This window comes from Bordetella trematum (assembly GCF_900078335.1).
GTDB lineage: Bacteria > Pseudomonadota > Gammaproteobacteria > Burkholderiales > Burkholderiaceae_B > Bordetella > Bordetella trematum.
This window is the reverse complement of the sequence record NZ_FKBR01000012.1, coordinates 261,444-288,285: the sequence shown is the minus strand read 5'-3', so window position 1 is coordinate 288,285 and position 26,842 is coordinate 261,444. Positions and strand designations below refer to the sequence as shown.

Sequence of the window (26,842 nt, the reverse complement as noted above, 5' to 3'; positions counted from 1 at the left end):
GCCGCCCGGCCTGCCGGCTCAGAGCGGGGTTTTGCCGGTGTTTTCGGGGTGGCGCAGAAAATCGAAATCGCAACCCTGGTCGGCCTGTGTGACCGTGGACAGATACAGCTTCCGATAACCGCGCTCGTGGCCAGGCTGGGGGGCGGGTGCGCGCCAGTCCGCGGCCCGGCGCTGGAGTTCGGCCTCATCGACCAGCAGCGACAGTTCGCGCCGCGCCACGCTCAGGCGGATGCGGTCGCCGGTGCGCACCAGGGCGAGGGGGCCGCCGATCGCGGCTTCGGGGGTGACATGCAGCACGATGGTGCCCCAGGCCGTGCCGCTCATCCTGCCATCGGAAATGCGCAGGATGTCTTTGACGCCGGCGCGCGCCAGCTTGCGCGGGATGGGCATGTAGCCGGCCTCGGGCATGCCCGGCGCGCCTTTGGGGCCGATCTGTTTGAGCACCATGATGTCATCCGGGCCGATATCGAGCGCCTCGTCATCGACACGGCGCGTCATGTCCTCCAGGTTTTCGAACACCACGGCACGCCCCTCATGCTCCATCAGGGCCGGCGAGGCGGCGGATTGCTTGATGATGGCCCCGCCGGGGGCGAGGTTGCCGCGCAGCACGGCAATGCCGCCCTGTGCATAGATGGGGCGGGCCAGCGGCCGGATGACGTCCTGCCCGAAGGCGGCCGGGGCGGCGTCCAGCTCCTGGCCGAGCGTGCGGCCGGTGATGGTCATGACGTCCAGGTGCAGCAGGGGGCGCAGTTCGCGCAGCAGGGCGCGCATGCCGCCGGCCTTGTGGAAGTCTTCCATGTAATGCTGGCCGGAGGGTTTCAGGTCGACCAGCACCGGGGTTTCCTTGCCGATGCGGTCGAAGGCGTCCAGGTCGACCTCGATGCCCAGGCGCCCGGCGATGGCGGTCAGGTGAACGATGCCGTTGGTCGAGCCGCCGATGGCCAGCAGCACGCGCAAGGCGTTCTCGAATGCCTTGGGCGTCAGGATGTGTTGCGGCGTGAGTGCGCTGCCTGCCAGGTTGACCGCCTGGCGGCCGGTCTGCTCGGCGATGCGCATGCGATCGGCCGTGACGGCCGGCGGCGAGGCGGAGCCGGGCAGCGCGATGCCCAGGGCCTCGACCACGCAGGCCATGGTGCTGGCCGTGCCCATGACGGAACAGGTGCCGACGCTGGCCACCAGCTGGTCGTTGACATCGGCGATCTCGGCCGCGTCGATCTCCTCGGCGCGATAACGCCCCCAGAAGCGGCGGCAGTCGGTGCAGGCGCCGACGCGCTCGCCCCGGTGCGAGCCGGTCAGCATCGAGCCGGTGACCAGTTGAATGGCCGGCAGGCCGACGCTGGCAGCCGCCATCAGCTGAGCCGGCACGGTCTTGTCGCAGCCACCGATCAGGACTACCGCATCCATGGGCAGGGCCTTGAGCATTTCTTCGGTATCCAGCGCCATGAGATTGCGCAGATACATGCTGGTGGGGGCGGCGAAGCTCTCGTGGATGGAGATCGTCGGAAACTCCACCGGCAGGCCGCCGGCCAGCATCACGCCGCGCTTGACCGCCTCCATCAGCTGCGGCATGTTGCCGTGGCAGGGATTGAAGCCGCTGCCAGTATTGGAAATGCCGATGATGGGGCGGTCCAGCGCGTCGTCGCTCAGGCCGGCTCCCTTGATGAACGCCTTGCGCAGAAACAGCGAAAAACCCGCGTCTCCATAACTGGTGAGCCCTTTGCTCATGCCGGCATGAACGGGCTGGGAGATCGGCTTGGATGACATGTGGCGTGGTCCTTGTGGCGGAAAGGCGCTGCTGGGCTCAGCAGGAGGTGTACGCGGTCTTGACGGTGGTGTAGAACTCGGCGGCGTAGCGGCCTTGTTCGCGCGGGCCGTAGCTGGAAGCCTTGCGTCCGCCGAAGGGGGCGTGGAAGTCCACGCCCGCCGTCGGGCAGTTCACCATGACCATGCCTGCCTGGGCGGCGCGCTTGAAGTGGCTGGCATGCTTGAGCGAGGTAGTGCAGATGCCGGCCGACAGCCCATACTCGGTGTCGTTGGCGACGGCCAGGGCCTGCTCGTAATCGGCCACCGGAATGGCCGCGGCGATGGGGCCGAAGATTTCTTCCTGGCAGATGCGCTGGCGGTTGTCGCAATCGACGAACAGCGCCGGGCTCAGGTAGTGGCCGGGAGTGGCGCGCGTCAGGCGTTCGCCGCCGCACAGCAGCCGCGCGCCTTCGTCTCGGCCGATCTGCAGGTAGCGAAGATTCTGTTCCAGCTGGCGTTCATCGACGACCGGCCCGATCTGCGCGTCCGGCGCCAGGGCGTGGTCGACCCTGAGCGATTGCATGCGTTGCTGCATGGCGGCGATGAAGCGGGGATAGATGCCTCGCTGCACGATCAGCCGGCTGGAGGCGGTACAGCGTTGCCCGGTGGCGTAGAAGGCCCCGTTGATGGCGCACTCCACGGCCGTGTCCAGGTCGGCGTCATCCAGGATGACGAGCGGGTTCTTCCCGCCCATTTCCAGCTGCACTTTCGCCAGCCGGGCAGCGGCGGCCTGCGCAACGCGCTGGCCGGTGGCCGCCGAGCCGGTGAAGGAGAGGGCCTGGATGCCGGGGTGCTCCAGCATGGCTTGTCCCACTATGCTCCCGCGTCCCATCACCAGGTTGAACGTGCCGGCCGGCAGGCCGGCGCGGCTGATGATCTCGCTCAGGGCCCAGGCGCTGGCCGGCACCAGGTCGGCCGGCTTGAACACCACGCTGTTGCCGTAGGCCAGTGCGGGCGCGATCTTCCAGGCGGGGATGGCGATGGGGAAGTTCCAGGGCGTGATGATGCCGATCACGCCCACCGGTTCCCGGGTGACTTCCACGTCGATACCCGGGCGTCCCATGGGCAGCCGCTCGCCTGGCACGCGCAGGGCTTCTCCGGCGAAGAAGCGGAAGATGCGCGCCGCGCGCTCGACCTCGCCGCGGGCTTCGGGCAGGGTCTTGCCCTCTTCACGGGCCAGCAGTTCGGCCAGCGCCTGCTGGCGCGCCTGGATTTCGATGCCGATGGCGTCCAGGGCGTCGGCGCGTTGCTGCGCGGTGGCGGCGGCCCAGGCGGGCTGGGCTTGCTGCGCGGCACACACCGCCAGGTCGACCTGGGCAGCGTTGCCCTGGGCGTACAGACCGACGATGTCCTGCAGGTCGGAGGGGTTGATGTTGGGGCTGGCGCTCTCGCCGGCCGTCCACCGGCCGGCGATAAAGTTCTCGTGCATGCTGCGGCTGTCTCTTTGTGTCATGGCAGGCGGTGCGGTTCAGAAGAAGGTGGTCAGGGCCTTGGCGGTGAGCACGTTCTGGTTCAACAGGATCAGGCGGCGGCGGATGCGCCATTGGCCGTCGACGCGCAGCAGCAGATCTTCGCGCCGGCCGACCAGCAAGTTGGTTTCGGTCTGCAGGCGGTTCTGGTAGACCAGAAACCGCGAGTGCGCCTGGACGCGCTCGGGCTCGGCGCAAGCGCCGCGAGGCACGAACACGCGCACATTCGTGATCAGATGCGAGATGCGCGAGGCAGGCTCTTCGGCCCAGTGAATGCCGGTATTGATCTGGGCCACGCGTTGACTGAGTGTTTCGATGCCCTCGTCGAACCAGGCGCTCTCTCCAGGCCGGGTGTATTCGTGGTCGCGCTGGTCGCGGCGCACGTTGCGCGCCAGGGGCATGCGGTACTCGATCTGCGGATGAAGCAGCGCCAGCCAGGCGTCGAATTGGCGGGTGTCCAGAAGATCGGCTTCCATGAAGAAGAAGTCCTGGATTTCCCACCAGAGATCGCGTCCGGCGGCGACATATTCGGTATCGGTCGTGACGGTATCGGTCGTGGTGGTGTCGGTCATGGCGAGGCTCGGTGAAAGGGTGGGCGGCGGGCGGGCGCGTGCATCGCCGCCGGGGCAGCGATGCACGCGCCGCACTCAGGCCTGGCGGCGTTCCCAGATGTCCGGGTTGACCATCGCCACGGGTTTTTTCCCCGCCAGCGCGTCCATCAGGTTGTGGGCCGCGAGGTCGATCATGGCGCGCCGGGTTTCCACCGTGGCGCTGCCGATGTGGGCCTGCAACACGACGTTGGGCATGGCGCACAAGAGGCTTTCAGGCGGCAGTGGTTCGGTTTCCATGACGTCCAGGCCGGCGCCGGCCAGACGGCCCGCCTGCAGCGCGGCGATCAGCGCCGCCTCGTCGACCACCGCGCCGCGCGCAGTGTTGATCAGGTAGGCGGTGGGTTTCATCAGCCCCAGTTCGCGCGCGCCGATGCTGTGGCGCGTCTGCGGGTCGAGCGGGATGTGGATGCTGAGCACGTCGGATTCGGCAAACAGCGCATCCCGTTCGCGGTAGCTCGCCAGGCCGCTGGCCTCGGCTTCGCTGTCCTGCCGGCGGTTGTGGTAGATGACCGGCATGTCGAAGGCGTGCGCGATGCGGGCCACTTCGCGTCCGATCCGGCCCATGCCCAGCAGGCCGAGGGTCTTGCCGCGGATGTCGTGCGCCAGCGGGAAGGCGCCCTTGGTCCAGGCGCCGCTGCGCACAAAGGCATCGCCGGCCACCAGGTTGCGCGCCAGACAGAGGATCAGGCCGAAGGTCAGGTCGGCCACGGCGCCGTCGAGCACCTTGGGGGTATTGCACATCAGCACGCCGTGTTCGTTCATTGCGGGGATGTCGACGTTGTCGAAACCGACCGCGAAGTTGGAAACCACGCGCAGCGCGGGCATGGCTGCCAGCAGATCGCGGTCGATCTTGCTGCGCACCGTGCAGAGGATGCCTTGCACCTGCCGGGCCTGTTCGGCGCCCAGGGTCTGGACAATCGCCTGGCCGGTCGGCACGTCGATGATTTCGGTCTGGGCGGCGAGCTGCTCGCGCAGATCCTGGGGCAGCGGCGCGGAGACGACGACTAAGGGCTTGGCCATGGGAAATGCTCCTTCAGTAAGAGATTGGGGACAGCAAGAAAGGCGGGATGCGGAAACCGGGCTTCAGAGGACACTTTCAATGTCGGTGGCGAAGATGGCGTGTTCCTTGCCATCGAGCAGCCCGGGCGAGGTGGGGTGTTCGAGGTAACGGCAGATGATCCAGGTGCCGTCCAGCGGGTTGTCGGCCACTTCGGCGATGGCGCCATCGGCGGTGCGCACCCGGGCGCCCGGGGTCAGCGTGGCAAGGTTGACGTTCTTGAATTCGGACATGGCAGGGCTTTGCGGTTCAGAGGCAGAGTTGTTCGGCGGGGATGCGCACACGCATGCCGTCGAGCTCTTCGCCGATGATGATCTGACAGGACAGGCGGCTGGTCGGTCCGGCCTGCGGCACGATTTCCAGCAGGGCCTGCTCGGTGAAGTCGGCCGGCGGCAGGCGGGCGTGGACCTCGGGATCGAGCAGGACATGGCAGGTGCCGCAGATGGCCCCGCCGCCACACTCGGCCACGATGCCGGGCAGCCCTTGTTGTCTTGCGGCCTCCATCAGCGACCAGCCATTGGGGATCTCCAGCGTCTGTTCGCTGCCGTCGGGGTGTTCAAAAATCACATGAGGCATGGTGTTGCGGCTCCTTTCAATGAAGCAGTGCGGGGGCCGGCTCGTCGCTGGCGGTGCCGATGCGCTTGACGGCGCGCATGAATTCGACCGGGCTGTCCACGGCCTCGACCACGGCCAGCTGGCCGCCCTGGCGACGTTCGACCAGCCAGCCCTTGGCCGTGTCGAACACGCGGTCGTGCACCGCAAGGCCGGGATCGATCAGGCCGGCCATCTGCAGGCGGCAGCCCTGCTGTTCGGACCAGAAGGTGGGGGGGCGGGCCGGGGGTGGCGCGCCACCGGCGATGTGGGCGGCCGCAGAGCGGGCCTGTTCGAGCGCGTTCTGCACGCTTTCGATGCGTATCGCCGCAGCGCTGGCGCCGCGCGGCTGGCTGGCGCAGTCGCCGATGGCGTAGATGTCCGGCGCGCTGCTGCGGCAGGCGGCATCAATGACGATGCCGTTGTCGCAGCGCAGGCCCGCCGCGCGCGCCAGCGCATCGTTGGCTTGGGCGCCCACGCTCTGCAGCACCAGGTCGGTCGGCAACACGCCGCCATCGTCCAGCACAACCTGCCAGCCCTGGCTATCGCGCCGCCATTGCCGGATGCGTGCCTGACGCAGGATCCGGATGCCGGCCTGCTCATGCAGCGCTTGCAGGCGCGCGGCGGTTTCGGGCGAGACCTTTCCGGCCATCAGACCGGTCGATTGCTCCAGCACGGTGACCTGCAGGCCCAGCTTGGCGGCGCTGGAGGCAGCCTCCAGACCCAGGTAGCCGCCGCCGATGATGATCAGCCGGTGGCCGGGCAGCATGGCCTGTCGCAAGGCCAGGGCGTCGTCGAACTGGCGGATGACGTGGCAGGGCAAGCCCTCGGGCAGCTCCAGCAGGCGGGCGCGCGCGCCAGTGGCGATGACGCAATGCCGATAGTGGATGTCGCGGCCATCCTGCGTTTGTGCGCGATGCGCCTGAGGCAGCAGGGCGCTGACCGTCACGCCGGGCAGGAAGGTGATGTCCCGCTGTGCGCAGGCCTGGGGCGAGAGCAGCGTCATGCGCTCGGCATCGGTGTGCCCGGCCAGCACGCCCTTGGATAGCGGCGGGCGTTGATAGGGATGGCGGTCCTGCGCGTCCAGCAGCAGGATGCGGCCGGCGTAGCCCGCCGCACGCAGCGCCTGCGCGCATTCGGCGCCGGCGTGGCTGGCGCCGATGATGAGGACGTCGGCCTGCAGCACAGGCGGCCCTTCGTTTTGCATGGTTGTCTCCCCCGTCTGATGCGGTTGTTCTGGTCTACATGGCCGGCGGCGGACCCGGCAGCCGGCCCCTTCAGGACATGGTGCCGGCCTCGCTCATGCCTTGCGCCCCATGCAGCAGGCTGTGCGCGCGCAGGCGGGTCTCGGTGTTCTCGATATGGGTGCGCGCGTGGCGCCGCGCCAGTTCGGCGTCGCCGTCGGCGATGGCCTGGTAGAGCGTCTCGTGCTCGTGCTGGGCGTCGATGCCGCGTTTCGCCTGCGCGGACCGGGTGCGCGAAACACGCAGGTTGCGATCCAGCAGCGAACTCAGAAAGTTGAAGAACTCGACGTAGTAGGTGTTGTGGGTGGCTTCGGCGATGGTGCGGTGAAAGTGCATGTCGGCCTCAACGCCGGCCACGATGTCATCGGAGTCGATGGCCAGGGCCATGCCGCGCAGCGCCGCGCGCATGGCGGCGAGGTCATTGAGCGTGCGGCGGGTCGCGGCCAGGGAGGCGGCCTCGATCTCGAAGCCGCGCCGCAACTCCACGATCGCCAGGATCTGCTCGACATCGTCCAGGCCAGCACCCTGCATGCGCAGCACGAAAGGGCGTTCGGTGGCCGTGATGGTCAGGCCGCGGCCCTGCTTGCTGCTGACCATGCCGTCGGCTTTCAGGCGGGACACCGCCTCGCGCAGCACGGTGCGCGACACCCCCAGGCGTTCGGCAATGATCTGTTCGGGCGGCAGGATCTCGCCCAGCTTGTACTGCCCGCTGGTGATCTCGCGGACCAGCATTTCCGCGACCCGGTCTGTCAGGTTGGGTTCGGCGGCGGAGGGCAGATTGCGTTGTCGTTTCAAAAAGGCCATGTGTGTTCCCTTGCAGCACCGGAAAGGGCTGCGTCGAAGGCTTGTATGTTTATACGACAAACTTTCGTCATCATCAATATTTTCTGGGTAAGGGTATTCGATTACGAGGCAAACTATTGAAATCAGGCGAGTTTAGATCGTAGTATTAGTTTGTATGATTATCGGAGTTTATGGGGGGCGTGGCAGTTCGTGAGCGTTCCCTGAGGCATGAACCAAGGGGAAGAAATGAAAGCCATTGATGAGTTGGTGCGCGCTGACGAGGGGTTGGTCAGCCGTGCAATCTTTGCCGATGAAGAAATTTTCCAGCAGGAAATCAAGCGTATCTTTGCGCGCGCATGGCTGTTCGTCGGCCATGAAAGCCTGGTGCCCAAACCGGACGACTATTTCGTGTCTCGCATGGGGACCGACTCGGTCATCCTGACGCGCGACCGGCAGGGGCAGATCCAGGTGTTGCTCAACAGTTGCACGCATCGGGGCATGAAGCTCTGTCGCTACGACCATGGCAACAACCGCACTTTCACCTGTCCGTATCACGGCTGGAGTTTCTCCACCGATGGCAACCTGGTGGAGCGGCCCGGCGAACTGGTCGGGGTGCCGGGCTTCGCCACGCACTATCTGTCGGAGCTGGACAAGAAACAGTGGGGCCTGAAGTCGGTCGCCCAGGTCTGCAACTACAAGGGCACCATCTGGGCCACCTGGGATGAGAACGCACCGCCGTTTGAAGCCTACCTGGGCGACATGCGCCTTTACCTGGATGCCGCGCTGGACCATCGGGATGGCCGCGAGGGCGGCTCGGTGGTGATTGGCGGGGTCCAGAAGTGGCGCATCCCGGCCAACTGGAAACTGCCCGCCGAGAATTTCATCGGCGACCTGTATCACGACATCAGCCATCGTTCGGTCGATATCGTGGGCATCGGGCCCAGCGGCGGGAAAGGGCGCCGCGATCCCATGAAAGGCAGGGTGGCGATTGCCTTTCCGCAGCTGGGGCATGGCCTGCTGGGCAACCTGCCGCACTTCGAGGAACCCGAATTCACCGCGATGTACCAGAGCGACCCGGAGATCGCCGAGTACTACCGCCAGATCCATGAGCGCAGGATTCTCAACCTGGGTGATGGCATGCGGGTGCGCCACCGGGTGGGCACCATCTTTCCCAATATGTCTTTCCACGGCATCCAGCCGCGCACGCTGACGGTGTTTCATCCCATCAGCGCCACGGAGATGGAGATGTGGCGCATGTATCTGGTCGACGAGGATGCGCCCGAAGCCGTCAAGGAGATGGCGCGGCACTACTACCTGAGGTATTCCGGCCCTGGCGGCATGACCGAGTCGGATGACCTCGAGAACTGGAGCCAGGCGACCGAGGCCAGCAAGGGCGCGGTGGCTCAGGACATGTTCTTCAACTATCAGATGGGGCTCGGCCACAGCACGCCGATTCCCGAGCTGCGCGGCGCGGTGCTCAGCAATGAGTACACCGAGGAGAACGCGCGGGCCTATTACCGGCGCTGGGCCCACTTCATGGGCGGCGCGGACTGGGCCGGCCTGATGCCCGAAAGCTGAGCGGGACGGGCCGATACTGCGGCGCCACCAGGGGCAGCGCCCCTTCTGCGCACCGTCCATTCGCAAGCAAGGCAGCACCACGCCGGGCCAGAACCGGCGACCTGCCATCAAGGGGAAAGCTGTGAAACGACGTACCGTATTGAAGACGTTGGGCGCCTTCGCGTGCCTGGGCCTGCCAGGGCCGGGGCGTGCGGCGCCGACCACTTTCGGGCCCCGGCCCGTCTCCATCATCGTGCCTTACGCGCCGGGCGGCGTGACCGACATCGCCGGCCGGGTCATGGCCGAAATCCTCAACAAGCATTACGACCATACGGTCGTGGTCGAGAACCGGCCCGGCGCCAGCGGCCTGATCGGCCTGCAGGCCGTGGCCGCGGCCAAGCCCGACGGCCACGCCCTGGTGATCGGGGGGCTGGGCAGCAACGTGATTCCCCCGGCGGTCACGCGCGGTCTGCCGCTGGATATCGTCAAGGCCTTCGTGCCGATAGCCCAGGCCGCCGAGTTTGTGAACGTGCTGGTGGTGACCCGGGATGCTCCCTATGCCAGCGTGCCCGAGCTGGTGCAGGCCATTCGCGCCGCCCCGCCCGGGCATTTCACCTATGGGTCCACCGGGGTGGGCTCCTCGGTGCATCTGGCCTCCGAGTTCTTCGCCCAGACCCAGCAGGTCAAGCTGACCCACGTGCCGTATCGGGGCGGCTCGGAAATGATGGTCGACCTCGTCAACGGCGGGTTGCAGCTCTGTTTCAACAATCTGCCGGCCGTCCTGCCCCTGATCCGCAGCGGCAAGGTGCGCCCGGTAGCCGTGACCAGCAGTTATCGCACAGCCCACCTGCCGGATGTCCCCACGATGCAGGAGCAGGGTGTGGCCGATTTCGACGTCGCCAGCTGGCTGGGCATCTACGGCCCGGCGGCCATGCCCGCCGCCCTGGTGCAGGAGCTGGGCACGGTGCTGGCGCAGGGGCTGGCGCAACCGGTCTATCGCGAAAAACTGGAGGTGGCCGGTTTTGAACCCAAGCCGGCCGATGCGGCCGGCTTTGCCGAGCGCAACCGCCAGGAGTTCATCCGTTGGCGCGATATCGCCCAGCGGGCCGGCATTTCCTTGCAGTTTGGACAGGCTTGATGCACCGCCGCCGAGACCAGGAGAAAACTCATGGACCGACGTAATGTATTGAAGTGGCTGGGGGTGGGAGCAGTCGGCGGCGTGTTGCCGGCACGGGCGCAGGGCGACTATCCCTCGCGGCCCATCACCATCATGGTGGGTTCCACGCCCGGCAGCGCAACGGATCTGGCCGCGCGGTTGGCTGCCGAGGTGCTGCGCGATGCCTTCGGGCAAAGCGTGGTGGTCGAGAACAAGGCCGGCGCCGGAGGGGTGATCTGCATGCAGGCCGTGGCCGCCCGCGCGCCGGATGGCTATACCTTGCAGCTGGGTGGTCTGGGGCACAACGTGATTCCCGCCGTCACGCGCGCCGACATGCCGCTGGATGTCTCCACCAGCCTGATGCCCATCGCGCAGGCGGCCGAGTTCCTCAATGTGCTGCTGGTCGGGCAGGATCACCCCGCCAACACGCTGCAGGAATTCATCGACTACCAGAAGAAGGCGGACAAGGTGCTGCTTTATGGCAGCAATGGGGTCGGCAGTTCCTCGCACCTGACCAGCGAGCTTTTCGGGCAGCGCACGGGCCTGAAGGTGCAGCACGTGCCCTACAAGGCGGCCAGCGATGCCCTGGTCGGCGTGTCGCAGGGGGATCTGGACCTGCTGTTCATGAACCTGCCGCCCAGTCTGCCCATGATCCAGTCCGGGCGCCTGAAGCCGCTGGCGGTCACCAGCGCCTATCGGGCAAGGCAGTTGCCGCAGGTGCCGACCATGCAGGAGCAAGGCATGGAAGACTTCGAGGTGACCAGCTGGCTCGGGCTCTATGGGCCCGCCGGCATCCCCGAACCGATCGTGCGCAAGCTGGCGGCGGCCTTGCTCAAGGGTTTTGACACGCCGGACTATGAAAGCAAGTTCATCTCCGCCGGCTTTGAGCGGCGGCTGAGGGATACGGCCGACTTCACCGCCTGGAATCGTTCTGAGCGCGATCGATGGGGCGAAGTCGCCGAGAAGGGCGGCCTGCAGAAGCTGAACTAGGCCGGGCAGGCCGGCACGCGCCGGCCTGCCGCCCCGGCGGGTTCAGCGCCGTTGGTAGAACTTCAGTTTGTCGACGTCCAGGGTGACGCCCAGCCCGGGCGCATCAGGCACCTCCAGGGCGTAGTCGCTGAAGGCAAGGGCGGGCGCGGCAATGTCGTCGGTCAGCAGGTGGGGGCCGAAAAGCTGCGCGCCCAGGGTGAGATTGGGCAGCGTGGAGAAGATCTGCGCATAGGCGGAGGTGCCGATCTGCCCTTCGATCATGGTGCCGCCGAACAGCTGGATGCCGGCTGCCTGCGCAATGTTGCCGACCTGTTGGGTGCGCAGCATGCCGCCATGCTTGGTGATCTTGATCGAGAAGGCGTCAGCCGCGCCGCAGGCGGCGATGCGCAGGGCATCATGCGGCGTCATGACGCCTTCGTCGGCCATGATGGGCACGGTAAAGCGCTCGGTCAGGCGGCGCATGCCGTCGATGTTGTGGGCCGGCAGGGGTTGTTCGATGATCTCGATGCCGCCGGCCTCCAGCTGGGCGATGCCCCAGGTGGCGGTCGCCTCGTCCCATCCCTGGTTGATGTCCACGCGCACCCGTGCGCGTTCGCCCAGCGCCTCGCGGATGGCCAGCGCGCGGTCGACGTTCTCTTGCGGGTCGCCCTTGCCGATCTTGACCAGAAAGAGACGGTAGCGGCCTTCGTCCAGGCGGGCGAGGGCTTCGTCGATGTCTTTGCCGATTTCGCCGTTGCCCAGTACCCAGAGCAGCGGCAGGCGGTCGTGCACCTTGCCGCCGAACAACTGGTGCGCCGGCACGCCCAGCGCCCGGCCCAGGGCGTCGACGCAGGCCATTTCGATGCCGCCCTTGGCGTAGGCGTTGCCCTTGATGATCTTGTCCATGTGCAGGTGCAGCGCACCCAGCTGGCGGATGTCGCAGCCGATCAGGTGGGGAGCCAGGCATTCGTCGATCATGGCCTTGATGGCGCCCGGCGCTTCTTCGCCATAGTGCGGGATGATGGCGATCTCACCCAGGCCTTCGGCGCCGCAGGCGGTGCGCACGCGCACGATGACCTGGCTGTGGCGGTCGATCACCGCCATGGCGAGCTTATGCGGCCGGGCGATGGGAAGGTCGACGATGAAGCTTTCGATAGTCTGTAGTTTCATCATGCCTCCGGGAGATAGCACACGCCGTCGACATAGGCCTGGCGCCAGCGCGAGATGCGCACCTCGGCGAACAGCGCACCCTGGCTGAAGGGGTCGGCGTCGATGAAGGCCTGGGCCTGCGCGCGCGTGTCGGCGCGGATGATGTAGAGGCCGCCGCCGGCGTCGCTGCCGTCGTCATGCAGCTTGGCGCCGCAGGCCAGCAACTCGGCGGCATGGGCCTGCAGGAAGGCCAGGTGGGCCGGGCGCAGTTGCTGGCGCAAGGCCTGGTGATCGGGTTTGTCGAAGGTCTCGATGAAGTAGGGCATCAGGGTTCCGCTCAGTTGAGGCTGCCTTCCAGGCCGGTGGCGCGCAGCAGCGTGCGGTGGCTGGAGAGTTGTTCGTCCACCAGCTGACCCAGGGCCTGGGGCGTGGAGGGGGTCAGCATGAAGTCCTGCATCTGCATGGTCTGCCGGACCTGGGGGTTTTCCATTGCGGTGTGGAAGGCCTGGTTCAGGCGTTCGACGGTGTCGGCCGGCATGCCTGCCGGGCCGAACAGGCCCAGCCAGGGCGCGATGGGGAAGTTGCCCACGCCGGCCTCGGCCATCGTGGGGACATCGGGCGCGTTGGGGCTGCGTTGCGGCAGCACGGTGGCGAGCGCCTTGAACTTGCCGGCCTTGACCTGCGGCATGCCGGTGCCGGCGGTGGCGACCGCGGCATCCAGGTGCCCGCCCATGATGTCGTTGATGACAGGGGGCTCGCCCTTGTAGGGCACGTTCAGGATGTCCAGGCCGGCGGCCTGCGCCACATAGGCGAAGGACAGCAGACCGGTGACGTTGCCCGAGCCATAGCTCAGCTTGCCGGGGTGGCGTTTGACGTGGTCGATGAAGCCTTGCAGGGTGTCGCCGGGCACGTCGGCGCGGGTGTAGAGAAAGAAAGCGTAGCGGCCGATGTCGGTGATGGGCGTGAAGTCCTTCAGCGGATCGTAGGGCGATTGCTTGCGCATCACCGGCACGCCCGACATGGGGCTGTTGGTCGCGATCAGCAGGGTGTAGCCGTCGGGCGCGGCATGCTTGACCTCGGCGGCTGCGATCGCGCCATCGGCGCCGGGTTTGTTCTGGATGATGATGGGCTGGCCCAGCGTCTGGCCGGCTTCCTTGGCCAGCGTGCGGGCGATCAGGTCAGTCGAGGAGCCCGCCGGGAAATGCACCACCAGCGTGATCGGCTTGTCGGGAAAGGCGGCCTGCGCCGGCAGCGCGGCCGTCAGGCCGGCGCACAGCAGCGCCAGGCCGGGAAGGAGGGATTTCATGGTTGGTCTCCTGATAGTTGTAGGGGCAGGGAAATTCTATTGACAGGAGATCGATCTGAATAATGATATAAATCTCTGAAATCGTTCGTTTTCAGCGATCAGTTACCGACCGTGGAAATCCGTCAGCTCAAATACTTTCTGGAGGCCGCGCGCCTGGAGCACATCACCCAGGCGGCGCAGTCGCTGCATATCACCCAATCGACCTTGTCGCACCAGTTGCGCCAGCTGGAGGCCGAGCTGGGCACGCCGCTGTTCGACCGGGTCGGGCGGCAGGTGCGCCTGACCGAGGCCGGCCGTCTGCTGGTGCGCTTTGCGCAGCGCGCGCTGCGCGACCTGGATGAAGGCCGTCTGGCGCTGCAGTCGCTCAACAGTCTGGAGAGCGGCGAGCTTCGGGTGGGGGTCATCACCACGTATACCAACTCCTTGTTGTCGCGCGCGATCGCGGCGTTCGCGACCCACTATCCGGGCGTGCACCTGTCGATCCAGGATCTGCCCATGGCGCAGATCGAGCGCGGGCTGCAGGACGGCATGCTGGATCTGGGGATGGGTTTCATCAATCCCGACGCCGAATCCCTGCTTGAGAGCGAGCCGCTGTTCTCCGAGCGGCTGATGCTGCTGGTCCGTGAGGACCATCCGCTGGCCGCGCGCCGTGTGATCGGCCGCAAGGATCTGCCGTCGCTGGATATCGTGCTGCAGTCGCGCCAGTACATTTCGCGCCAGCTGATCGAGCGCCATCTGGCGCGCGATATCGCCGGCAGGGTGCGCATCGAGCTGGATTCCCTGCAGGCCATGCAGAGCATCGTGGCCAACAGCCATCTGGCCTGCATGCTGTTCGAGGGGGCCGTGATCGCGCAGCCGGGCCTGCGGGCGATTCCCATCGGTTCGCCTCGCGTGATCCGCAGCGCGGCGTTGCTGTGGCCGCGCGAGCGCTACCGCTCGGCGGCGGCGCGTGAGTTCGCCCGGCGGGTCAAGGCGGACCTGCCGCAGAACATACGGGCGGCGGCAGCCCGCGACGGTTGAGTCAGCGCCTGGCGGCTTCGTCGACCTGGACCAAACGCATCACCGCCAGGCCGCGCAGCGTGCCAAAGATCAGGGCGGCGAAGCGCCCGGGCTCGGCCTGACCGGCCGGAAAACCGAGACGAAACGGGCGAAGTGCTTGGGGTCGTACGCCGCACGCTGGTCATCGATGCGCTGGAGCCGCTCGGCAGTGGTTTTGCAGCCGAAGAACAGACCCCAGGCCCCGCTGTGGCTGGGCCGGCCATGGACCTCCTGCCAGCCCCCTGTGCCAACTCGCGGGCGCGGACACCGGGGGCAGGCCTGGCGGCCTGCTCCCGGTGTGCCGGCCTAGAGACCCGGGAGCCGGCCTTCGCAGATCTCGGCGCAAAGGTCCTTCAGGCGGCCGGGATTCATGGCGTAGGGGTGGTCGATGCCCAGCAAGGCCATGTTGCGATGGACTTCCTCGCGCAGCAGATGGAGCGCGTGCATCACGCCATCGGCGCCGGCGCAGGCCACGGCGTAGTTGAACGGCCGGCCTGCGAACACGCAGCGCGCGCCCAGGGCGATGGCCTTGAGCACGTCCGAACCCCGCCGGATGCCGCTGTCCATCATGACCACCAGGCCCGGCGCGGCGGCCACCACCTCGGGCAGGGCGGTCATTGGCGAGATGGCGCAATCGACCTGCCGTCCGCCGTGGTTGGAGACGATGATGCCGTTGGCGCCGACCTGGGCGCAGCGTTCGGCGTCCGCTCCGCTCAGGATGCCCTTGATGATCAGGTCGCCTTGCCAGGCGTCGCGCGCCTGCCGGATGTGGTCCCAGGTGAAGTTGTCGCGGTTCTTGACGTCCTTCTGCAGGGATTTCGACAGTACCGGGTTGCCCCGGTCGGCGCGCCAGTTCTCCAGATGCGGCATGCCCTGGGCGACGAGGGTGCGCAGAAACGTGCCGAACAGCCAGCGCGGGTGGGTCAGGCCCTGGACGGCCAGGTCCAGGCTGGGCCGCAGGGGCGAGGAGAAGCCGTTGCGGATATAGCGGTCGGGGCTGACCGAGACGGGAATGTCGACGGTCAGCACCAGCTGGCGATAGCCGGCCTGCGCGGCGCGCGCCAGCAGGCGCTGGATTTCTTCGCGCGAGCCGGGCAGGTAGGCCTGGAACCAGGCGCGCGGCGCAGCCTGGGCGACGGTCTCCAGGCGCGTGAGCGAGGCGCCGCTCAGCACATAGGGGACATTCATCTGCGTGGCGCTGCGGGCCAGCGCCACGTCGCCGCGATAGGCGTACATGGCGCCCAGCCCCACCGGCGAGATGCCGAAGGGACTGTCGTACTCGTGGCCGAACAGCTCGATGCGCTGGTGACGGGCCGACACGTCATTGAGCATCTGCGGCACGAAGGCGTAGCGGTCAAAGGCGCTGCGGTTGCGCCGCAGCGTGACCTCGTCTTCGGCGCCGTTCTGGATGTAGCTGAACATGGCCCGGGGCAGTTTGCGGCGGGCGCCGGCCTCGAAGTCGTGCAGATTGTGGATACGGGAGAGGCGCATGAGGGCTTCCTGTGAGGCGGCAGGGGGATCAGAGCTTCAGGTTGGCTTTCTGCACCACGTCACGCCATTTGTTCTGCTCGGCCACCACAAACTGTTCGAAAGCCTCGCCCGGCAGATACGACGGAGTGATTCCCACGTCCTGGAGCTTCTTCAGGAATTCCGGCTTGGCGTAGACCTTGGAGAGGGCCTGGGTGTAGCGCTCCACCGTGGCGGGTGAGGCGCCCTTGGGCAGCCACAGGCCGAACCACGACAGCACTTCATAGTCGGGGAAGCCTTGCGAGGCCAGGGCCGGGGTCTCGGGCAGCTGCGTGCTGGGGGTCTTGGAGGACACGGCCAGGGCGCGCAGCTTGCCGGCCTGCACCTGGGGCAGCAGGGTGGAAATGTTGTCGAACTGGAAGTCGATGTGCCCGCCGATCAGATCGGTGATGGCCGGGGCGGTGCCGCGATACGGCACGTGCGACAGGCGCATGTCGGGATGGATCTGCTTCATCAGTTCGCCGGAGAGATGGGCGGTCGTGCCGCTGCCGGGCGAACCGAAGCTCAGATCCTGCTTGCCGGCCTTGGCGCGCAGGTCATCGACCGTCTTGATGTCGGAAGTGGCGCTGACCACCAGCAGGTTGGGCAGGGCCACGACCCGGGCGATGGGGGTGAAGTCCTTGGCCGGGTCATAGCCCAGCGATTGATACAGGGCCGGATTGATGGCGTGGGTGCTGATGGTGCCCAGCAGCACCGTGTTGCCGTCGGGCGCGGCCTTGGCCACGCTGGCTGCGCCGATGCCGCCGCCGGCGCCCGGACGGTTTGCGATGATGACCGGCGTCTTGAGTTCCTCACCCAGCTCCTGGGCCAGCAGGCGGGCATAGTTGTCGGTGGCGCCGCCCGGGGCGAAGGGGACGACCAGTTCGACCGGGGCGTTGGCCAGGGCGGCGGCGGTGAACGTGCTGGCCGTGGCGGCCAGGATGACGCGGATGAGGGGTTTCATGCTGCTTGTCTCCAGCGGGATACTGACGGGCGGACCGTCGTTCCCTTGTCGTTGTGAGTGGAAGGAAAAGAACAGGGCCGGACGTTGCCCGCCCGGCCCGGGAAATCAGCCGACGCCGCTGCGCGGCAGGCGGACAGGGCAGGCCGGCGACGGGGTCGGAGAATACGTGTTGCGTTGCCGGCTGCCCGGAGGAAGGGGGTCGCGCTGGCGGCCTTTGAAACAGGGCGGGGCGGTCATGGATGGGCGGTTTCAGGCAGCAGGCGGCGGGCACGCCATGGACTGGCGCAGCGCCCGGGCCAGCGAACGGACATGCGCGCGGGCCAGCTCGCCGGCCTGCTCGGCGTCGCGCCGGTCGATGGCGTCGATGATGGCCAGGTGTTCGCGCAATGAGTCCTCGCGGCGGTGCAGGCGCGCGATGGTCTGGCGCTGGCGGCTGGTTTGCAGGTGGCCGAAGGACTCCCAGATCCGGGCCAGCATGCCGTTGGCGCTCAGGCGCATGATCGCGCTGTGAAATCGCACATTGGCCTGGGCGTAGGCAGCGTGGGAGTCAGCCGGCTCGGATGCCGTCTGAAAGGGCGCGAACAGGGCGCGCAGTTCCTCGACGTCGCGCTTGGTGGCGTTGAGGGCGGCCTCGTAGGTGGCCAGGCCTTCCAGTTGTTCGCGGATCTGCACCCATTCGAGGTACTCGGCGTCGGTCACGGGCATGAGCAGGGCGCCGCGTCCCGGGCGCAATTGCACCATGCCGACCCCCTGCAGGCGGATCAGGGCCTCGCGCACCGGCGTGCGGCTGACGCCCAATTGTTCGGCCAGCGCTTCTTCGCGCACCCGCAAGGGTTCGGTCAGGCCTTCACGCAATTGTTGGAGATGGGCGTTGACGGCTTCGAAGACGCCCTGGGGCGCTGCTGGCGGATTCTGGGATTTGGGCACTGCTTTATATACAGAAACGAGTCTTGTATACAATGATAACAGGGACCCATCCCCTCAGGCAGACCGGGAAAACCCGCTCAGATGCGGGCAGGCGCGTCAGGGCAGAAAGAGCGGGCCGGTTTCGCCGTTGATCTTGGCGCAGGCATAGAGCGTATCCATGTCCAGGATGGTCATGCCGCCATAATGGGTGCGCAGCACGCCGGCCCGCGCCAGGCGCGCCAGTGCCGCGTTGCAGCGCTGGCGCGAGACGCCGCACAGGCTGGCGATTTCCTCCTGGGTGAGCTTGAGGCGGCCCGGCGTGACCGAGTGCCGGGTCGCATTGGCCTGCGCCAGCACCGCGCGCGCCACCGTGGTGTCCACGTCGAGCAGGACGTTGCCGGTGTAGGAACCCATCAGCCAGTTCACGCGCTCGGCCAGGTGGGTCATGAGCGCCTTGGTGAAGGCGATATTGTGATTCCAGAGCCGCTCGCAGGTTTCCCGCGGCAGCATGACGAGCCGGCTGGGGCGCAGGGCGATGACTTCATATTCGTAGCGCGCGCCCCGGATCATGGTGGCTTCGCCAAACCAGCTGCCGGTGCTGAAACCCGCCAGCGACAGGGTTTTGCCATCGGCGCCCCGGCACGACCATTTCACCAGGCCATCGACCACGCCGTACCAGCCGGGGGAGCGTACGCCCACCCGGAACAGATATTCCCCGGTTGCCAGATTGACGGTGCGCAGTTCGCCGCGCACGACGCGGCGTTCGTGCTCGGGCAGGCTCTGGTACCACGGCACGACATTGAGCATCGTGTCTATCGGGCAGGGCGCAGGGCGGCGCCGCATCCGGCCGGAGTCGGGCCCATGGCCGTTGCCCGAGCCCTGATGACCTGGACCTGCTTGCATATACCCCCCTTTAGACCGACTGACTGGGTTGCATGCGCCCAGGTAAACCCTAGGCGGCATTGTCACCATGATGACTGAACTGACCGCCGGCGCGTCCCAGAATAAAGCAGCCCCTCGCGGGGCGAAAAAACCATAAGAGGAGACTGGGATGTTGTCAATGTCACGCGCCGCATCGGGCGCCGCTGTCGCCTGCGCCGCGATTATGTCCATGCTGGGCGCCAGCGCCCAGGCGCAGATTTCCAATGATGTTATCCGGATCGGATTCATCACGGATATGTCGGGCGTGTATTCCGGCCCGGACGGCCCCGGTGGAATCGAGGCCATCAAAATGGCCATCGATGAAATGGGCGGCGAGATCAACGGCAAGAAAATCGAGCTGCTGACGGCCGACCACCAGAACAAGGCCGACGTCGCCTCGGCCAAGGCGCGCGAATGGTTCGACCAGCAGAACCTGGACCTGCTGATCGGCGGCACCAACTCCAGCACCGCGCTGGCCATGTCCAAGATCGCGGCCGAAAAGAAAAAGCCCATCATCGTGGTCGGGGCCGGCGCGCCGGCGCTCACCAACGAGCAGTGCACGCCCTATACCCTGAACTATGCCTATGACACCGTCGCCCAGGCGCGCGGCACGGGGTCGGCCGTGCTCAAGGCCGGCGGCAAGAACTGGTATTTCCTGACCGCCGACTATGCCTTCGGGCACGCCCTGCAGGCTGACACCACCAAGGTCGTCACCGAAGGCGGCGGCAAGGTGCTGGGGTCGGTGAAGCATCCGCTGTCGGCCAATGACTTCTCGTCCTTCATGCTGCAGGCCCAGGCCAGCAAGGCCGACATCCTGGCCCTGGCCAATGCCAGCGCCGACACCATCAACGCCATCAAGGCCGCCAACGAGTTCGGCGTGACGCCCGGCATGCAGCTGGCCGGGATGATCATGTTCATCAACGACATCCACGCCATCGGGTTGCCGGCAGCCAAGGGCATGTACCTGACCGACAGCTGGTACTGGAACACCAACGACGAGAGCCGCGCCTGGGCGCGCAAGTTCTATGAGCGCCGCGGCGCCATGCCGTCGTCGGTGCAGGCGGCCGACTATTCGGCTGCCCTGCAGTACCTGCGCGCGGTCAAGGCCACCGGCACCGATGACGCCGATACCGTGCTGAACTATCTGCGCAGCAACAAGCTCAACGACGCCTATATCAAGGATGGCGTCGTGCGCCCGGATGGCCGCGTGGTGCACGATATGTACCTGCTGAAGGTCAAGTCGCCGGAAGAGTCCAAGGAGCCCTGGGATTATTTCGACGTGGTCCAGGTGATCGACGGCAACGAGGCCTTCACCACCAAGGAAGAGAGCCGCTGCGCCCTCTGGAAGTAAACCGGCGGCGCCTGCCGAGGTTTGTGCAGGGCCCGGCCGCAGGCCGGGCCCACTGTTCGAATGCCATTACGAGGATGCTCATGGCCAAGCGTAAAGTGATCGTGACCATTGCCCCGACCGGTGGGGTGGCCTTCAAGTCCCAAAGCCCGCATCTGCCGACGCAGCCGGCGGAGATTGCCGAGGATGTCTATCGTTGCTTCAATGCGGGCGCCAGCGTGGCGGCCCTGCATGCGCGCCGCCCCGACGATGGCGCGACCTGCGACGCCTCGGTCTATCGCGAAATGAATCGCCTGATCCGCGACCGCTGCGACATCGTGCTCAACAACTCCACCGGCGGCGGCGTGCATGGCGACATGATCAGGGAAACCTCGCCCGGCACCTGGGAAATCCTCTGGGAAGAGCGCATCAAGGGCATGGATGCCGGCGCCGAGATGTGCACCCTGGACGCCACCACCCTGAACCTGGCGTTCGATGGGCGCGACTACCTGATGAATACGCCGCTGAGCAAGGCCCGCCAGCTGGCCGAGGGCATGAAGGCGCGCGGCATCAAGCCCGAGTGGGAGGTCTTCAGCCCCACCCATATCCTGCAGGACACCACCACCCTCATCAACGAGGGCCTGGACGAGGGGCCGCACTTCATCAACCTGGTGCTCAACGTGCATCGCAATTTCCAGAATGCCATGCCGTTCTCGCAGCGCAATCTGCAGATGATGGTCGATATGCTGCCCAAGAACAGCGTGTTCTGCGTCAGCGGCATCGGCCCGTCGCAGCTGGAGGCCAATATCGGGGCGCTGCTGCTGGGCGGGCATGCCCGCGTCGGGCTGGAGGACAACCTTTATTACCGTCAGGGCGAACTGGCCACCAACGTGCAGCTGACCGAGCGCATCGTGCGCATCATCCGCGAAATGGACATGGAGCCGGCCACTCCCGCCGAGGCGCGCGAGATTCTGGGGTTGCCGCTCAAGAGCGGCATCCGGCCCGAGTTCGCGGTCTGATCCGCCGCGCCGCGCACTGGAGAGCATGATCATGAGTGATTCCTTGCGAGGTCAGCGGGTGCTGATCACGGCCGGCGCCAGCGGCATCGGCCTGGCCACGGTGCGCCGCTTCCTGCAGGCGGGCGCCGAGGTGCATTTCTGCGATATTGACGCCGAGGCGGTCCAGGCCGTGCGCCGGGCCCATCCGCAGGCCAGCGCCAGCGTCACCGATGTGGCCGACGAGGCCCAGGTGCTGGCGATGTTCGAGCAGGTGGCGGCACGCTGGGGGGCGCTGGACGCGCTGGTCAACAACGCCGGGGTGGCCGGGCCGACTTGCCGCCTGGAAGACATGACGCTGCAGGCCTGGCAGGCCACTCTGGATGTCAACCTGACGGGTGTTTTCCTGTGCGCGCGCAGCGCGGTGCCTTTGCTGCGCGCCGCTGGCGGCGGGGCCATCGTCAATATTTCCTCGGTGGCCGGGCGGCTGGGGTTTTCGCTGCGCTCTCCTTACAGCGCCAGCAAATTCGGCCTGACCGGGCTGACCCAGACCTGGGCGATGGAACTGGGCCCCGCCGATATCCGTGTCAATGCCGTGCTGCCCGGGCTGGTGGCCGGCGATCGGGCCGAGCGCGTCATCTCGGCGCGGGCTTCGGCCGGCGGTTTGCCGCCCGAGCAGGTGCGCGCCAGCCTGGTCGAGAAAGTCTCGCTGCGCCGCATGACCCAGCCCGAGGATATTGCCAACCAGGTGGCTTATCTGTGTTCCGCCGAGGGCGCGATCATCAGCGGTCAGTGTATTTCGGTTTGCGGCAACGTCGAGTATCTGGGTTAATCGGCGCAATTATCGGTAATGGGCAGGGGCAGCCCGGCGCGGGATTATCCGCGCCGGGCTGCCCCTGGGGCTTCCGGCCAGTTTGTGTGAGTTCGTAAGCATTATCGATGATTTGTAATTGTGTGAATAAAACATGGTAAATTTGCCCGGATTCTTGGTGAGGCCCCTTTTACAGGGGCCGTAATCTTTTTTCGGGTAAGCGTAGATGTCGGGCGTCAAGCTTCGTAGTGAAAAAATAGATCAATACGACGCCCTGGGCGAACGCGGCCAGGCGGTCTACCTGGCGGCGCCGCAGATCCTCTCTACCCTCAAGCGGCGGCGCGCCGACCTGGCGCAGCATTTCGCCATCCCCCAGCCCAGCGCCGATGGCCGTGTCATCGATTGGTACGCGCCGCAGAACGGCGCGGTGGTGCCCTGGGCGGCGGCCACCGAAGGCGAGCGCGCGGCCGCCACGGCGCGGCTGGACCAGGTGCGCCAGGAGGTCGAGGCCTTGCGGGCCAGCCTGGGCGAGGGCAGCGACTCGCTGTTTGCCCAGTTGCTGCGCTGGGTGCTGCACCATCCCGACAGCAGCCATGTCTATCTGGTCGACGGCACGCCGGTGGTCACCTTCTGGGGGTTTCTGAACGCCGGCGCCGATCGCAACCTGGCCCCCCTGCACGCCTTGGGCGCCGCGCCTCTGGCTGCAGCGCGCCCGGTGGCGGCCGCAGCAGCTCCCGTTGCCGCCGCGCCGCTGGCCGCCGAGGTCGTGCGCCAGCCCTGGTGGCGGCGCTGGTGGCTGTGGCTGCTGCCATTGCTGTTGCTGCTGGCCTTGCTGTTCTTTGGCCTGCGTGCCTGCACGCCAACGACGCCGGCGCTGCCTGCGGTCAGTCTGCCGTCGGTCGATGTGCCGTCGGTGAAGCTGCCCGAGGTCGGGTTGCCGGCAGTGACTGCGCCGGTGGCTGGCGTGCCGGGCGCCACGGCGCCGGGCGCGGCGACGGTCGTTCCGGCGGCCCCGGCCGGCAGCGCGGCGGTGGCGCCGTCGGTGTCGCAGGCCGCTGCGATGCCTGCTGCAGCGGCGCCCGTGGCCGGCAACCCGGTCACGCCTGGCTTGCCGTCCGGGCCGGCGCCGGCCATCCCGGCCCAGCCCGCCGGCGCGCATCCTCCGGCTTTGCCCGCGGGCGAGGCGCCGGGTCTGGCGATTCCGCCTCAACTGCCCGATGGCAAAGCCGATTTTCTCAATGGCGACTGGCGCGTGCGCGCCGGCATCCAGGATCGCAATACGGGCGAGCCGTTGCGCCTGCAGTATCAATTCAAGCAGGGCGAAGGCCACGTGACCCTAGACCGCCACAACGGCGTGCAATGCCGCGCGCCGGTCAGCGCGGCCATGAACGGCGGGGCGCTGATGATCAGCAATGGCGCGGCCGCCGCCTGCAGTGATGGCTCCACCTATGACATGCCGGCGATCCGATGCCAGCCCAACGGTGCGCAGGTCGCTGCCTGCACCGGCAACTACGGCGCCGAGCAGTTTCCGCTGACCATGCGCCAGCCCCAGCCCTGATAAGGCGTACCGATCATGCTGCCCAAAGTCGATACCTATACCGAATCCCAGACTGTCGATCTGTTTGGCGACACCGGCATCCAGTTCCTGGATCTGGCCGTCACCCTGGACCTGCGCCGCGAGCCGGCCGGCCAGTTCGCCCTGCTGGGTAATGGCATGCTGGCGCGTCTGTTCGAGGACCGCGACGGCAAGCTCTACTTCGAGTCGGAGCCCGAGAAACAGAGTCCGGGACATCCGGGGCCGGGCCTGGATGACGTCAGCATGAAGGAAAGCCTGACGTATCTGGATGGCCAGTGGCTGCCGGTGCCCTTTTTCCGCTATCTGTCGCCCACGCGCTATGACCAGGGCCCGAACAACTGGGCGCGCCTGCGCATCGTCAAGCTGGACACGCCCGACGAGCACGGCCACACCCATCGCCTGACGTTGGCCTTCGACACGCGCATCATGCCCAAGCGCGATGGCGTGGCTTATCTGGCGCCCAACGACGAGGACCTGCGCAATGGCCAGGCCTTCCGCCTGGCGGTGCATCTGAATGAGATGCAGTGGTTTCTCGATCAGGTGTGGGTCAAGGAGTGGCTGACGGAAGTGTTCGTCGACCGCTGCCAGGCCGACAAGCGCGAACGCGAGGACATTCAGCAGGATCTGAATCAGAAGCGTCATTTCGCGCACTACCTCAACCTGCTGAGCCTGCTGCGCGGCCCGGCGCCGACCACCCATCCGAACCTGGAGCCGCGCGTGGCGGTGCCGACCGTCAAGGTCAAGTTGCGCAACGCCATCGGCGCGGGCAAGCCCATCGCGGTGGACCTGGTGCTGGACGTGGGCAATTCACGTTGCTGCGGCATCCTGGTCGAGGATCCGGAGCAGAACAATCGGGGCCTGCACGGCAATACCCATCTGGTGTTGCGCGACATGAGCGCGCCCGAACAGGTCTACGACCATCCGTTCGAGTCGCGCGTGGAGTTCGCCAAGATCAATCTGGGCATGGATCAGTGGTCGATGCAGAGCGGTCGCCATGATGCCTTCGCCTGGGGCAGCATGACGCGGGTGGGCAGCGAGGCCGCCAAGCTGGCCGCGCTGCGCGAGGGCACCGAAGGCTCGACCGGCCTGTCCAGCCCCAAGCGTTACCTGTGGGACGAGCGTCCCTATGATCAGGTCTGGCGCCTGAATACCAGCAGCCTGAAGGGCCAGCAGGAGCCCATGGCCACGCTCAAGCCCTTGGCCGATCTGATCGACGACCTGGGCCGCGCGCTGTACGTGACCAAGGGCGTGGAGTCGGTCTTCGAGACCAAGTATTCGCGCTCCTCGCTGATGACGCTGATGCTCAACGAGGTGTTTGCGCAGGCCGTCACGCAGATCAACAGCATCCTGTACCGCAAGGACAAGGAAAACGCCGCGACCTCGCGCTGGCTGCGCACGGTCATTCTGACCGTGCCGCCCAGCACGCCGCAGGTCGAGCGCAGCATTTTCCGCGATCGCGTCCAGCAGGCGCTGGGCTTGTTGTGGAAAAGCATGGGCTGGCATGCCGGCCAGTATGACGAAGACCCGCTGGAAGACAGCGCCGACGCTTCGCGCCTGAAGGTGCCGCTGCCCAAGGTGGTGGTCAAGTGGGACGAGGCCACGTGCGCGCAGCTGGTTTACCTGTATACCGAGGTGGGCGAGCATTTCGGCGGCCACCCGGAAGAGTTCTTCGACGCCCTGGCGCGCCCCGGCAAGCCCGACCGCGAACGCATCACGGTGGCCTCCATCGATATCGGCGGCGGCACGACCGATCTGGTGATCAACGATTACGCGCTGCAGCGCGACGGCGCAGGCGATGGCAGCAACGCGCCCATCGTGCCGGTGCAGCGCTTTCGCGATGGCTTCAAGGTGGCCGGCGACGATATCGTGCTCGATGTCATCCGTCAGTTCGTCCTGCCTTCGTTCGAGCAGGCGCTCAAAGAGAAAGGCGTGGCGTTGCCGGCCGATCTGGCCGACCGCATCTGCGGCGCGCGCAGCCTGGGCGCCGGCGACATGGTGCTGCGCCAGCAGCTGACGCTGCAGGTGTTCCATCCGCTGGCGCTGGCCCTGCTGGCCGAATACGAGCGCTACAGCCTGGAGCAGGGCAGCCAGCGCAAGACGGCGACCTGGGCCGAGTGGCTGGGCAAGGACAAGGTCATCAGCCAGCCGGTGCGCGATTTCGTCTCCAAGAACCTGAGCAGCGAGCTGGGCGGGCCGACCGTGCTCGATCTGGGCGCGATCCGCCTGAGCTTCGACCCGGCCCAGTTGCACGGCCTGTTCCTGCAGGACGGGCTGGATATCTGCAAGACCCTGACCTCCCTGAGCGAGGTGGTGGCGCACTACGACTGCGACGTGTTGCTGCTGACCGGGCGGCCTTCCTGCCTGCCGGGCGTGCAGACCCTGATCCGCAGCCTGGCGGCGCTGCCGTCAGGGCGCATCCTGCCGATGCAGAACTATCGCAGCGGTACCTGGTTCCCCTTTCACAAGGGAGGGGTGATCGCCGATCCCAAGACCACCGCCTCGGTGGGCGCGATGGTGTGCTGGCTGACCGAGAACCGCCGTCTGCCCAACTTCTATTTCAGTCCCTCGCGCATCCGGCCCTTGCCGCTGATCCGCTACTTTGGCCGGATCGACAGCAACAACCTCATCAAGACCGATGACGTGCTGCTGGCCGATATCACCACGCGCACGCCGCAGGGGCTGCCGCCGGAAGACGGCTGCATCGAACTGCCGCGCGACGCGCAGGGCGATGCCCGGCCTTATGTGCTGCACGCCGACAGCCGTCTGGGCTATCGCCAGCTGGCCGCCGAGCGCTGGCCGGCCGCGCCCATCTACCAGTTGGGCTTCCAGCCGGCCTGGCAGAAGCGCTACCGCGAGAACCAGGAGCGCGACGCCAGCCTGCCCGATCCGCAGGCGCGGGTGTATTTCAGCGTGGCGCAGCCCAGCGAACGCGAGCGCAGGCAAGGGCTTATCAGCGACCGGCTGACCATCGAGCGGGTCGAAGGGGTGGGCGACGTGGCGATCCAGAAAAGCCAGGTGCGCTTCGAGATGAATACCCTGTTGCACGCCGGTCTGGGCCAGGACGCCTACTGGCTGGACAGCGGCAGCGTGAAGAACTGACATC

General features: G+C 66.8%; 24 protein-coding genes. 9 read left to right on the top strand and 15 right to left on the bottom strand.

Annotated elements, in window-relative coordinates:
- Positions 1-18: 18 nt before the first annotated feature.
- The 8 genes from A7V84_RS07305 to A7V84_RS07270 form a co-directional block, all read right to left on the bottom strand.
- Positions 19-1,764 (bottom strand): IlvD/Edd family dehydratase, encoded by a 1,746-nt coding sequence (locus A7V84_RS07305; RefSeq protein WP_025518182.1) that lies wholly within the window; start codon positions 1,762-1,764, stop codon positions 19-21.
- 37 nt (positions 1,765-1,801) lie between these two features.
- Positions 1,802-3,232, bottom strand: coding sequence for an aldehyde dehydrogenase family protein (locus A7V84_RS07300; RefSeq protein ID WP_033534162.1), 1,431 nt, complete (start codon positions 3,230-3,232; stop codon positions 1,802-1,804).
- Between the two features lie 39 nt (positions 3,233-3,271).
- Entirely contained in the window at positions 3,272-3,844 is a 573-nt protein-coding gene (locus tag A7V84_RS07295; RefSeq protein WP_033534163.1) for a 3-phenylpropionate/cinnamic acid dioxygenase subunit beta, read from the bottom strand.
- 75 nt (positions 3,845-3,919) lie between these two features.
- Positions 3,920-4,903 carry a 2-hydroxyacid dehydrogenase gene (locus A7V84_RS07290; protein ID WP_063492005.1) on the bottom strand — a complete coding sequence of 328 codons (984 nt, stop codon included), beginning with the start codon at positions 4,901-4,903 and terminating at the stop codon, positions 3,920-3,922.
- A 63-nt stretch (positions 4,904-4,966) separates the two neighbouring features.
- Positions 4,967-5,173, bottom strand: coding sequence for a hypothetical protein (locus tag A7V84_RS07285; RefSeq protein WP_025518175.1), 207 nt, complete (start codon positions 5,171-5,173; stop codon positions 4,967-4,969).
- Positions 5,174-5,189: 16 nt separating this feature from the next.
- A complete protein-coding gene (locus A7V84_RS07280; protein WP_025518174.1) occupies positions 5,190-5,516 on the bottom strand; it encodes a 2Fe-2S iron-sulfur cluster-binding protein in 327 nt (108 codons plus the stop codon).
- A 16-nt stretch (positions 5,517-5,532) separates the two neighbouring features.
- A complete protein-coding gene (locus tag A7V84_RS07275; protein ID WP_082871949.1) occupies positions 5,533-6,738 on the bottom strand; it encodes an NAD(P)/FAD-dependent oxidoreductase in 1,206 nt (401 codons plus the stop codon).
- 70 nt (positions 6,739-6,808) lie between these two features.
- Positions 6,809-7,579: a FadR/GntR family transcriptional regulator gene (locus A7V84_RS07270; RefSeq protein ID WP_025518171.1), complete on the bottom strand. Its 771-nt coding sequence runs from the start codon at positions 7,577-7,579 to the stop codon at positions 6,809-6,811.
- Between the two features lie 225 nt (positions 7,580-7,804).
- Here A7V84_RS07270 and A7V84_RS07265 point away from each other — a divergent pair, with 225 nt between their 5' ends.
- From A7V84_RS07265 to A7V84_RS07255, 3 genes are all read left to right on the top strand, one after another.
- Positions 7,805-9,136, top strand: a complete 1,332-nt coding sequence (locus tag A7V84_RS07265) for a Rieske 2Fe-2S domain-containing protein (RefSeq protein ID WP_025518170.1) — start codon at positions 7,805-7,807, stop codon at positions 9,134-9,136.
- Positions 9,137-9,257: 121 nt separating this feature from the next.
- The gene (locus A7V84_RS07260; protein WP_025518168.1) at positions 9,258-10,253 is read left to right on the top strand and encodes a Bug family tripartite tricarboxylate transporter substrate binding protein; all 996 of its coding nucleotides are present in this window, start codon (positions 9,258-9,260) and stop codon (positions 10,251-10,253) included.
- A gap of 30 nt (positions 10,254-10,283) precedes the next feature.
- Positions 10,284-11,261 carry a Bug family tripartite tricarboxylate transporter substrate binding protein gene (locus tag A7V84_RS07255; RefSeq protein WP_025518167.1) on the top strand — a complete coding sequence of 326 codons (978 nt, stop codon included), beginning with the start codon at positions 10,284-10,286 and terminating at the stop codon, positions 11,259-11,261.
- A 42-nt stretch (positions 11,262-11,303) separates the two neighbouring features.
- On the opposite strand, the gene A7V84_RS07250 is transcribed toward A7V84_RS07255, so the two are convergent.
- From A7V84_RS07250 to A7V84_RS07240, 3 genes are read right to left on the bottom strand one after another with little or no spacing between them, the layout of a single operon-like run.
- A complete protein-coding gene (locus A7V84_RS07250; RefSeq protein WP_033534165.1) occupies positions 11,304-12,413 on the bottom strand; it encodes a muconate/chloromuconate family cycloisomerase in 1,110 nt (369 codons plus the stop codon).
- On the bottom strand, positions 12,410-12,715 hold the full coding sequence (locus A7V84_RS07245; protein WP_025518164.1) for a YciI family protein: 306 nt from the start codon (positions 12,713-12,715) through the stop codon (positions 12,410-12,412). Before A7V84_RS07245 ends, A7V84_RS07250 begins: the two co-directional genes overlap by 4 nt.
- A gap of 11 nt (positions 12,716-12,726) precedes the next feature.
- Positions 12,727-13,695 carry a Bug family tripartite tricarboxylate transporter substrate binding protein gene (locus A7V84_RS07240; protein ID WP_025518163.1) on the bottom strand — a complete coding sequence of 323 codons (969 nt, stop codon included), beginning with the start codon at positions 13,693-13,695 and terminating at the stop codon, positions 12,727-12,729.
- 111 nt (positions 13,696-13,806) lie between these two features.
- Here A7V84_RS07240 and A7V84_RS07235 point away from each other — a divergent pair, with 111 nt between their 5' ends.
- On the top strand, positions 13,807-14,715 hold the full coding sequence (locus tag A7V84_RS07235; protein WP_025518161.1) for a LysR substrate-binding domain-containing protein: 909 nt from the start codon (positions 13,807-13,809) through the stop codon (positions 14,713-14,715).
- 324 nt (positions 14,716-15,039) lie between these two features.
- Here A7V84_RS07235 and A7V84_RS07230 read toward each other — a convergent pair whose 3' ends face one another.
- The 4 genes from A7V84_RS07230 to A7V84_RS07215 all read right to left on the bottom strand — a co-directional run bounded on the left by A7V84_RS07230 (position 15,040) and on the right by A7V84_RS07215 (position 18,916).
- Complete coding sequence (locus A7V84_RS07230) at positions 15,040-16,224, bottom strand: alpha-hydroxy acid oxidase (RefSeq protein WP_063492009.1); 1,185 nt, start codon at positions 16,222-16,224, stop codon at positions 15,040-15,042.
- Positions 16,225-16,252: 28 nt separating this feature from the next.
- Positions 16,253-17,203, bottom strand: a complete 951-nt coding sequence (locus tag A7V84_RS07225) for a Bug family tripartite tricarboxylate transporter substrate binding protein (protein ID WP_033534166.1) — start codon at positions 17,201-17,203, stop codon at positions 16,253-16,255.
- A gap of 249 nt (positions 17,204-17,452) precedes the next feature.
- Positions 17,453-18,130, bottom strand: a complete 678-nt coding sequence (locus A7V84_RS07220; protein WP_025518158.1) for a GntR family transcriptional regulator — start codon at positions 18,128-18,130, stop codon at positions 17,453-17,455.
- Positions 18,131-18,226: 96 nt separating this feature from the next.
- Positions 18,227-18,916 carry a Crp/Fnr family transcriptional regulator gene (locus A7V84_RS07215; protein ID WP_025518157.1) on the bottom strand — a complete coding sequence of 230 codons (690 nt, stop codon included), beginning with the start codon at positions 18,914-18,916 and terminating at the stop codon, positions 18,227-18,229.
- A 253-nt stretch (positions 18,917-19,169) separates the two neighbouring features.
- On the opposite strand from A7V84_RS07215, the gene A7V84_RS07210 reads away from it, so the two are divergent.
- The 5 genes from A7V84_RS07210 (at position 19,170) to A7V84_RS07190 (ending at position 26,838) form a co-directional block, all read left to right on the top strand.
- The gene (locus A7V84_RS07210) at positions 19,170-20,381 is read left to right on the top strand and encodes an ABC transporter substrate-binding protein (protein ID WP_025518156.1); all 1,212 of its coding nucleotides are present in this window, start codon (positions 19,170-19,172) and stop codon (positions 20,379-20,381) included.
- An 80-nt stretch (positions 20,382-20,461) separates the two neighbouring features.
- Positions 20,462-21,376 (top strand): beta-keto acid cleavage family enzyme, encoded by a 915-nt coding sequence (locus tag A7V84_RS07205; RefSeq protein WP_025518155.1) that lies wholly within the window; start codon positions 20,462-20,464, stop codon positions 21,374-21,376.
- Between the two features lie 31 nt (positions 21,377-21,407).
- Complete coding sequence (locus tag A7V84_RS07200) at positions 21,408-22,184, top strand: SDR family oxidoreductase (protein WP_025518153.1); 777 nt, start codon at positions 21,408-21,410, stop codon at positions 22,182-22,184.
- A 205-nt stretch (positions 22,185-22,389) separates the two neighbouring features.
- The gene (locus A7V84_RS07195; protein WP_033534167.1) at positions 22,390-23,721 is read left to right on the top strand and encodes an SrfA family protein; all 1,332 of its coding nucleotides are present in this window, start codon (positions 22,390-22,392) and stop codon (positions 23,719-23,721) included.
- Positions 23,722-23,736: 15 nt separating this feature from the next.
- Positions 23,737-26,838, top strand: a complete 3,102-nt coding sequence (locus tag A7V84_RS07190) for a virulence factor SrfB (RefSeq protein WP_025518150.1) — start codon at positions 23,737-23,739, stop codon at positions 26,836-26,838.
- The last annotated feature ends 4 nt before the right edge of the window (positions 26,839-26,842 follow it).

Excerpts from the sequence above, each read along its gene's own strand:
- A7V84_RS07305 (WP_025518182.1), bottom strand. The coding sequence starts at position 1,764 with ATGTCATCCAAGCCGATCTCCCAGCCCGTTCATGCCGGCATGAGCAAA.
- A7V84_RS07300 (WP_033534162.1), bottom strand. The coding sequence starts at position 3,232 with ATGCACGAGAACTTTATCGCCGGCCGGTGGACGGCCGGCGAGAGCGCC.
- A7V84_RS07295 (WP_033534163.1), bottom strand. The coding sequence starts at position 3,844 with ATGACCGACACCACCACGACCGATACCGTCACGACCGATACCGAATAT.
- A7V84_RS07290 (WP_063492005.1), bottom strand. The coding sequence starts at position 4,903 with ATGGCCAAGCCCTTAGTCGTCGTCTCCGCGCCGCTGCCCCAGGATCTG.
- A7V84_RS07285 (WP_025518175.1), bottom strand. The coding sequence starts at position 5,173 with ATGTCCGAATTCAAGAACGTCAACCTTGCCACGCTGACCCCGGGCGCC.
- A7V84_RS07280 (WP_025518174.1), bottom strand. The coding sequence starts at position 5,516 with ATGCCTCATGTGATTTTTGAACACCCCGACGGCAGCGAACAGACGCTG.
- A7V84_RS07275 (WP_082871949.1), bottom strand. The coding sequence starts at position 6,738 with ATGCAAAACGAAGGGCCGCCTGTGCTGCAGGCCGACGTCCTCATCATC.
- A7V84_RS07270 (WP_025518171.1), bottom strand. The coding sequence starts at position 7,579 with ATGGCCTTTTTGAAACGACAACGCAATCTGCCCTCCGCCGCCGAACCC.
- A7V84_RS07265 (WP_025518170.1), top strand. The coding sequence starts at position 7,805 with ATGAAAGCCATTGATGAGTTGGTGCGCGCTGACGAGGGGTTGGTCAGC.
- A7V84_RS07255 (WP_025518167.1), top strand. The coding sequence starts at position 10,284 with ATGGACCGACGTAATGTATTGAAGTGGCTGGGGGTGGGAGCAGTCGGC.
- A7V84_RS07250 (WP_033534165.1), bottom strand. The coding sequence starts at position 12,413 with ATGATGAAACTACAGACTATCGAAAGCTTCATCGTCGACCTTCCCATC.
- A7V84_RS07245 (WP_025518164.1), bottom strand. The coding sequence starts at position 12,715 with ATGCCCTACTTCATCGAGACCTTCGACAAACCCGATCACCAGGCCTTG.
- A7V84_RS07240 (WP_025518163.1), bottom strand. The coding sequence starts at position 13,695 with ATGAAATCCCTCCTTCCCGGCCTGGCGCTGCTGTGCGCCGGCCTGACG.
- A7V84_RS07230 (WP_063492009.1), bottom strand. The coding sequence starts at position 16,224 with ATGCGCCTCTCCCGTATCCACAATCTGCACGACTTCGAGGCCGGCGCC.
- A7V84_RS07225 (WP_033534166.1), bottom strand. The coding sequence starts at position 17,203 with ATGAAACCCCTCATCCGCGTCATCCTGGCCGCCACGGCCAGCACGTTC.
- A7V84_RS07215 (WP_025518157.1), bottom strand. The coding sequence starts at position 18,916 with ATGCTCAATGTCGTGCCGTGGTACCAGAGCCTGCCCGAGCACGAACGC.
- A7V84_RS07210 (WP_025518156.1), top strand. The coding sequence starts at position 19,170 with ATGTCACGCGCCGCATCGGGCGCCGCTGTCGCCTGCGCCGCGATTATG.
- A7V84_RS07205 (WP_025518155.1), top strand. The coding sequence starts at position 20,462 with ATGGCCAAGCGTAAAGTGATCGTGACCATTGCCCCGACCGGTGGGGTG.
- A7V84_RS07200 (WP_025518153.1), top strand. The coding sequence starts at position 21,408 with ATGAGTGATTCCTTGCGAGGTCAGCGGGTGCTGATCACGGCCGGCGCC.
- A7V84_RS07195 (WP_033534167.1), top strand. The coding sequence starts at position 22,390 with ATGTCGGGCGTCAAGCTTCGTAGTGAAAAAATAGATCAATACGACGCC.
- A7V84_RS07190 (WP_025518150.1), top strand. The coding sequence starts at position 23,737 with ATGCTGCCCAAAGTCGATACCTATACCGAATCCCAGACTGTCGATCTG.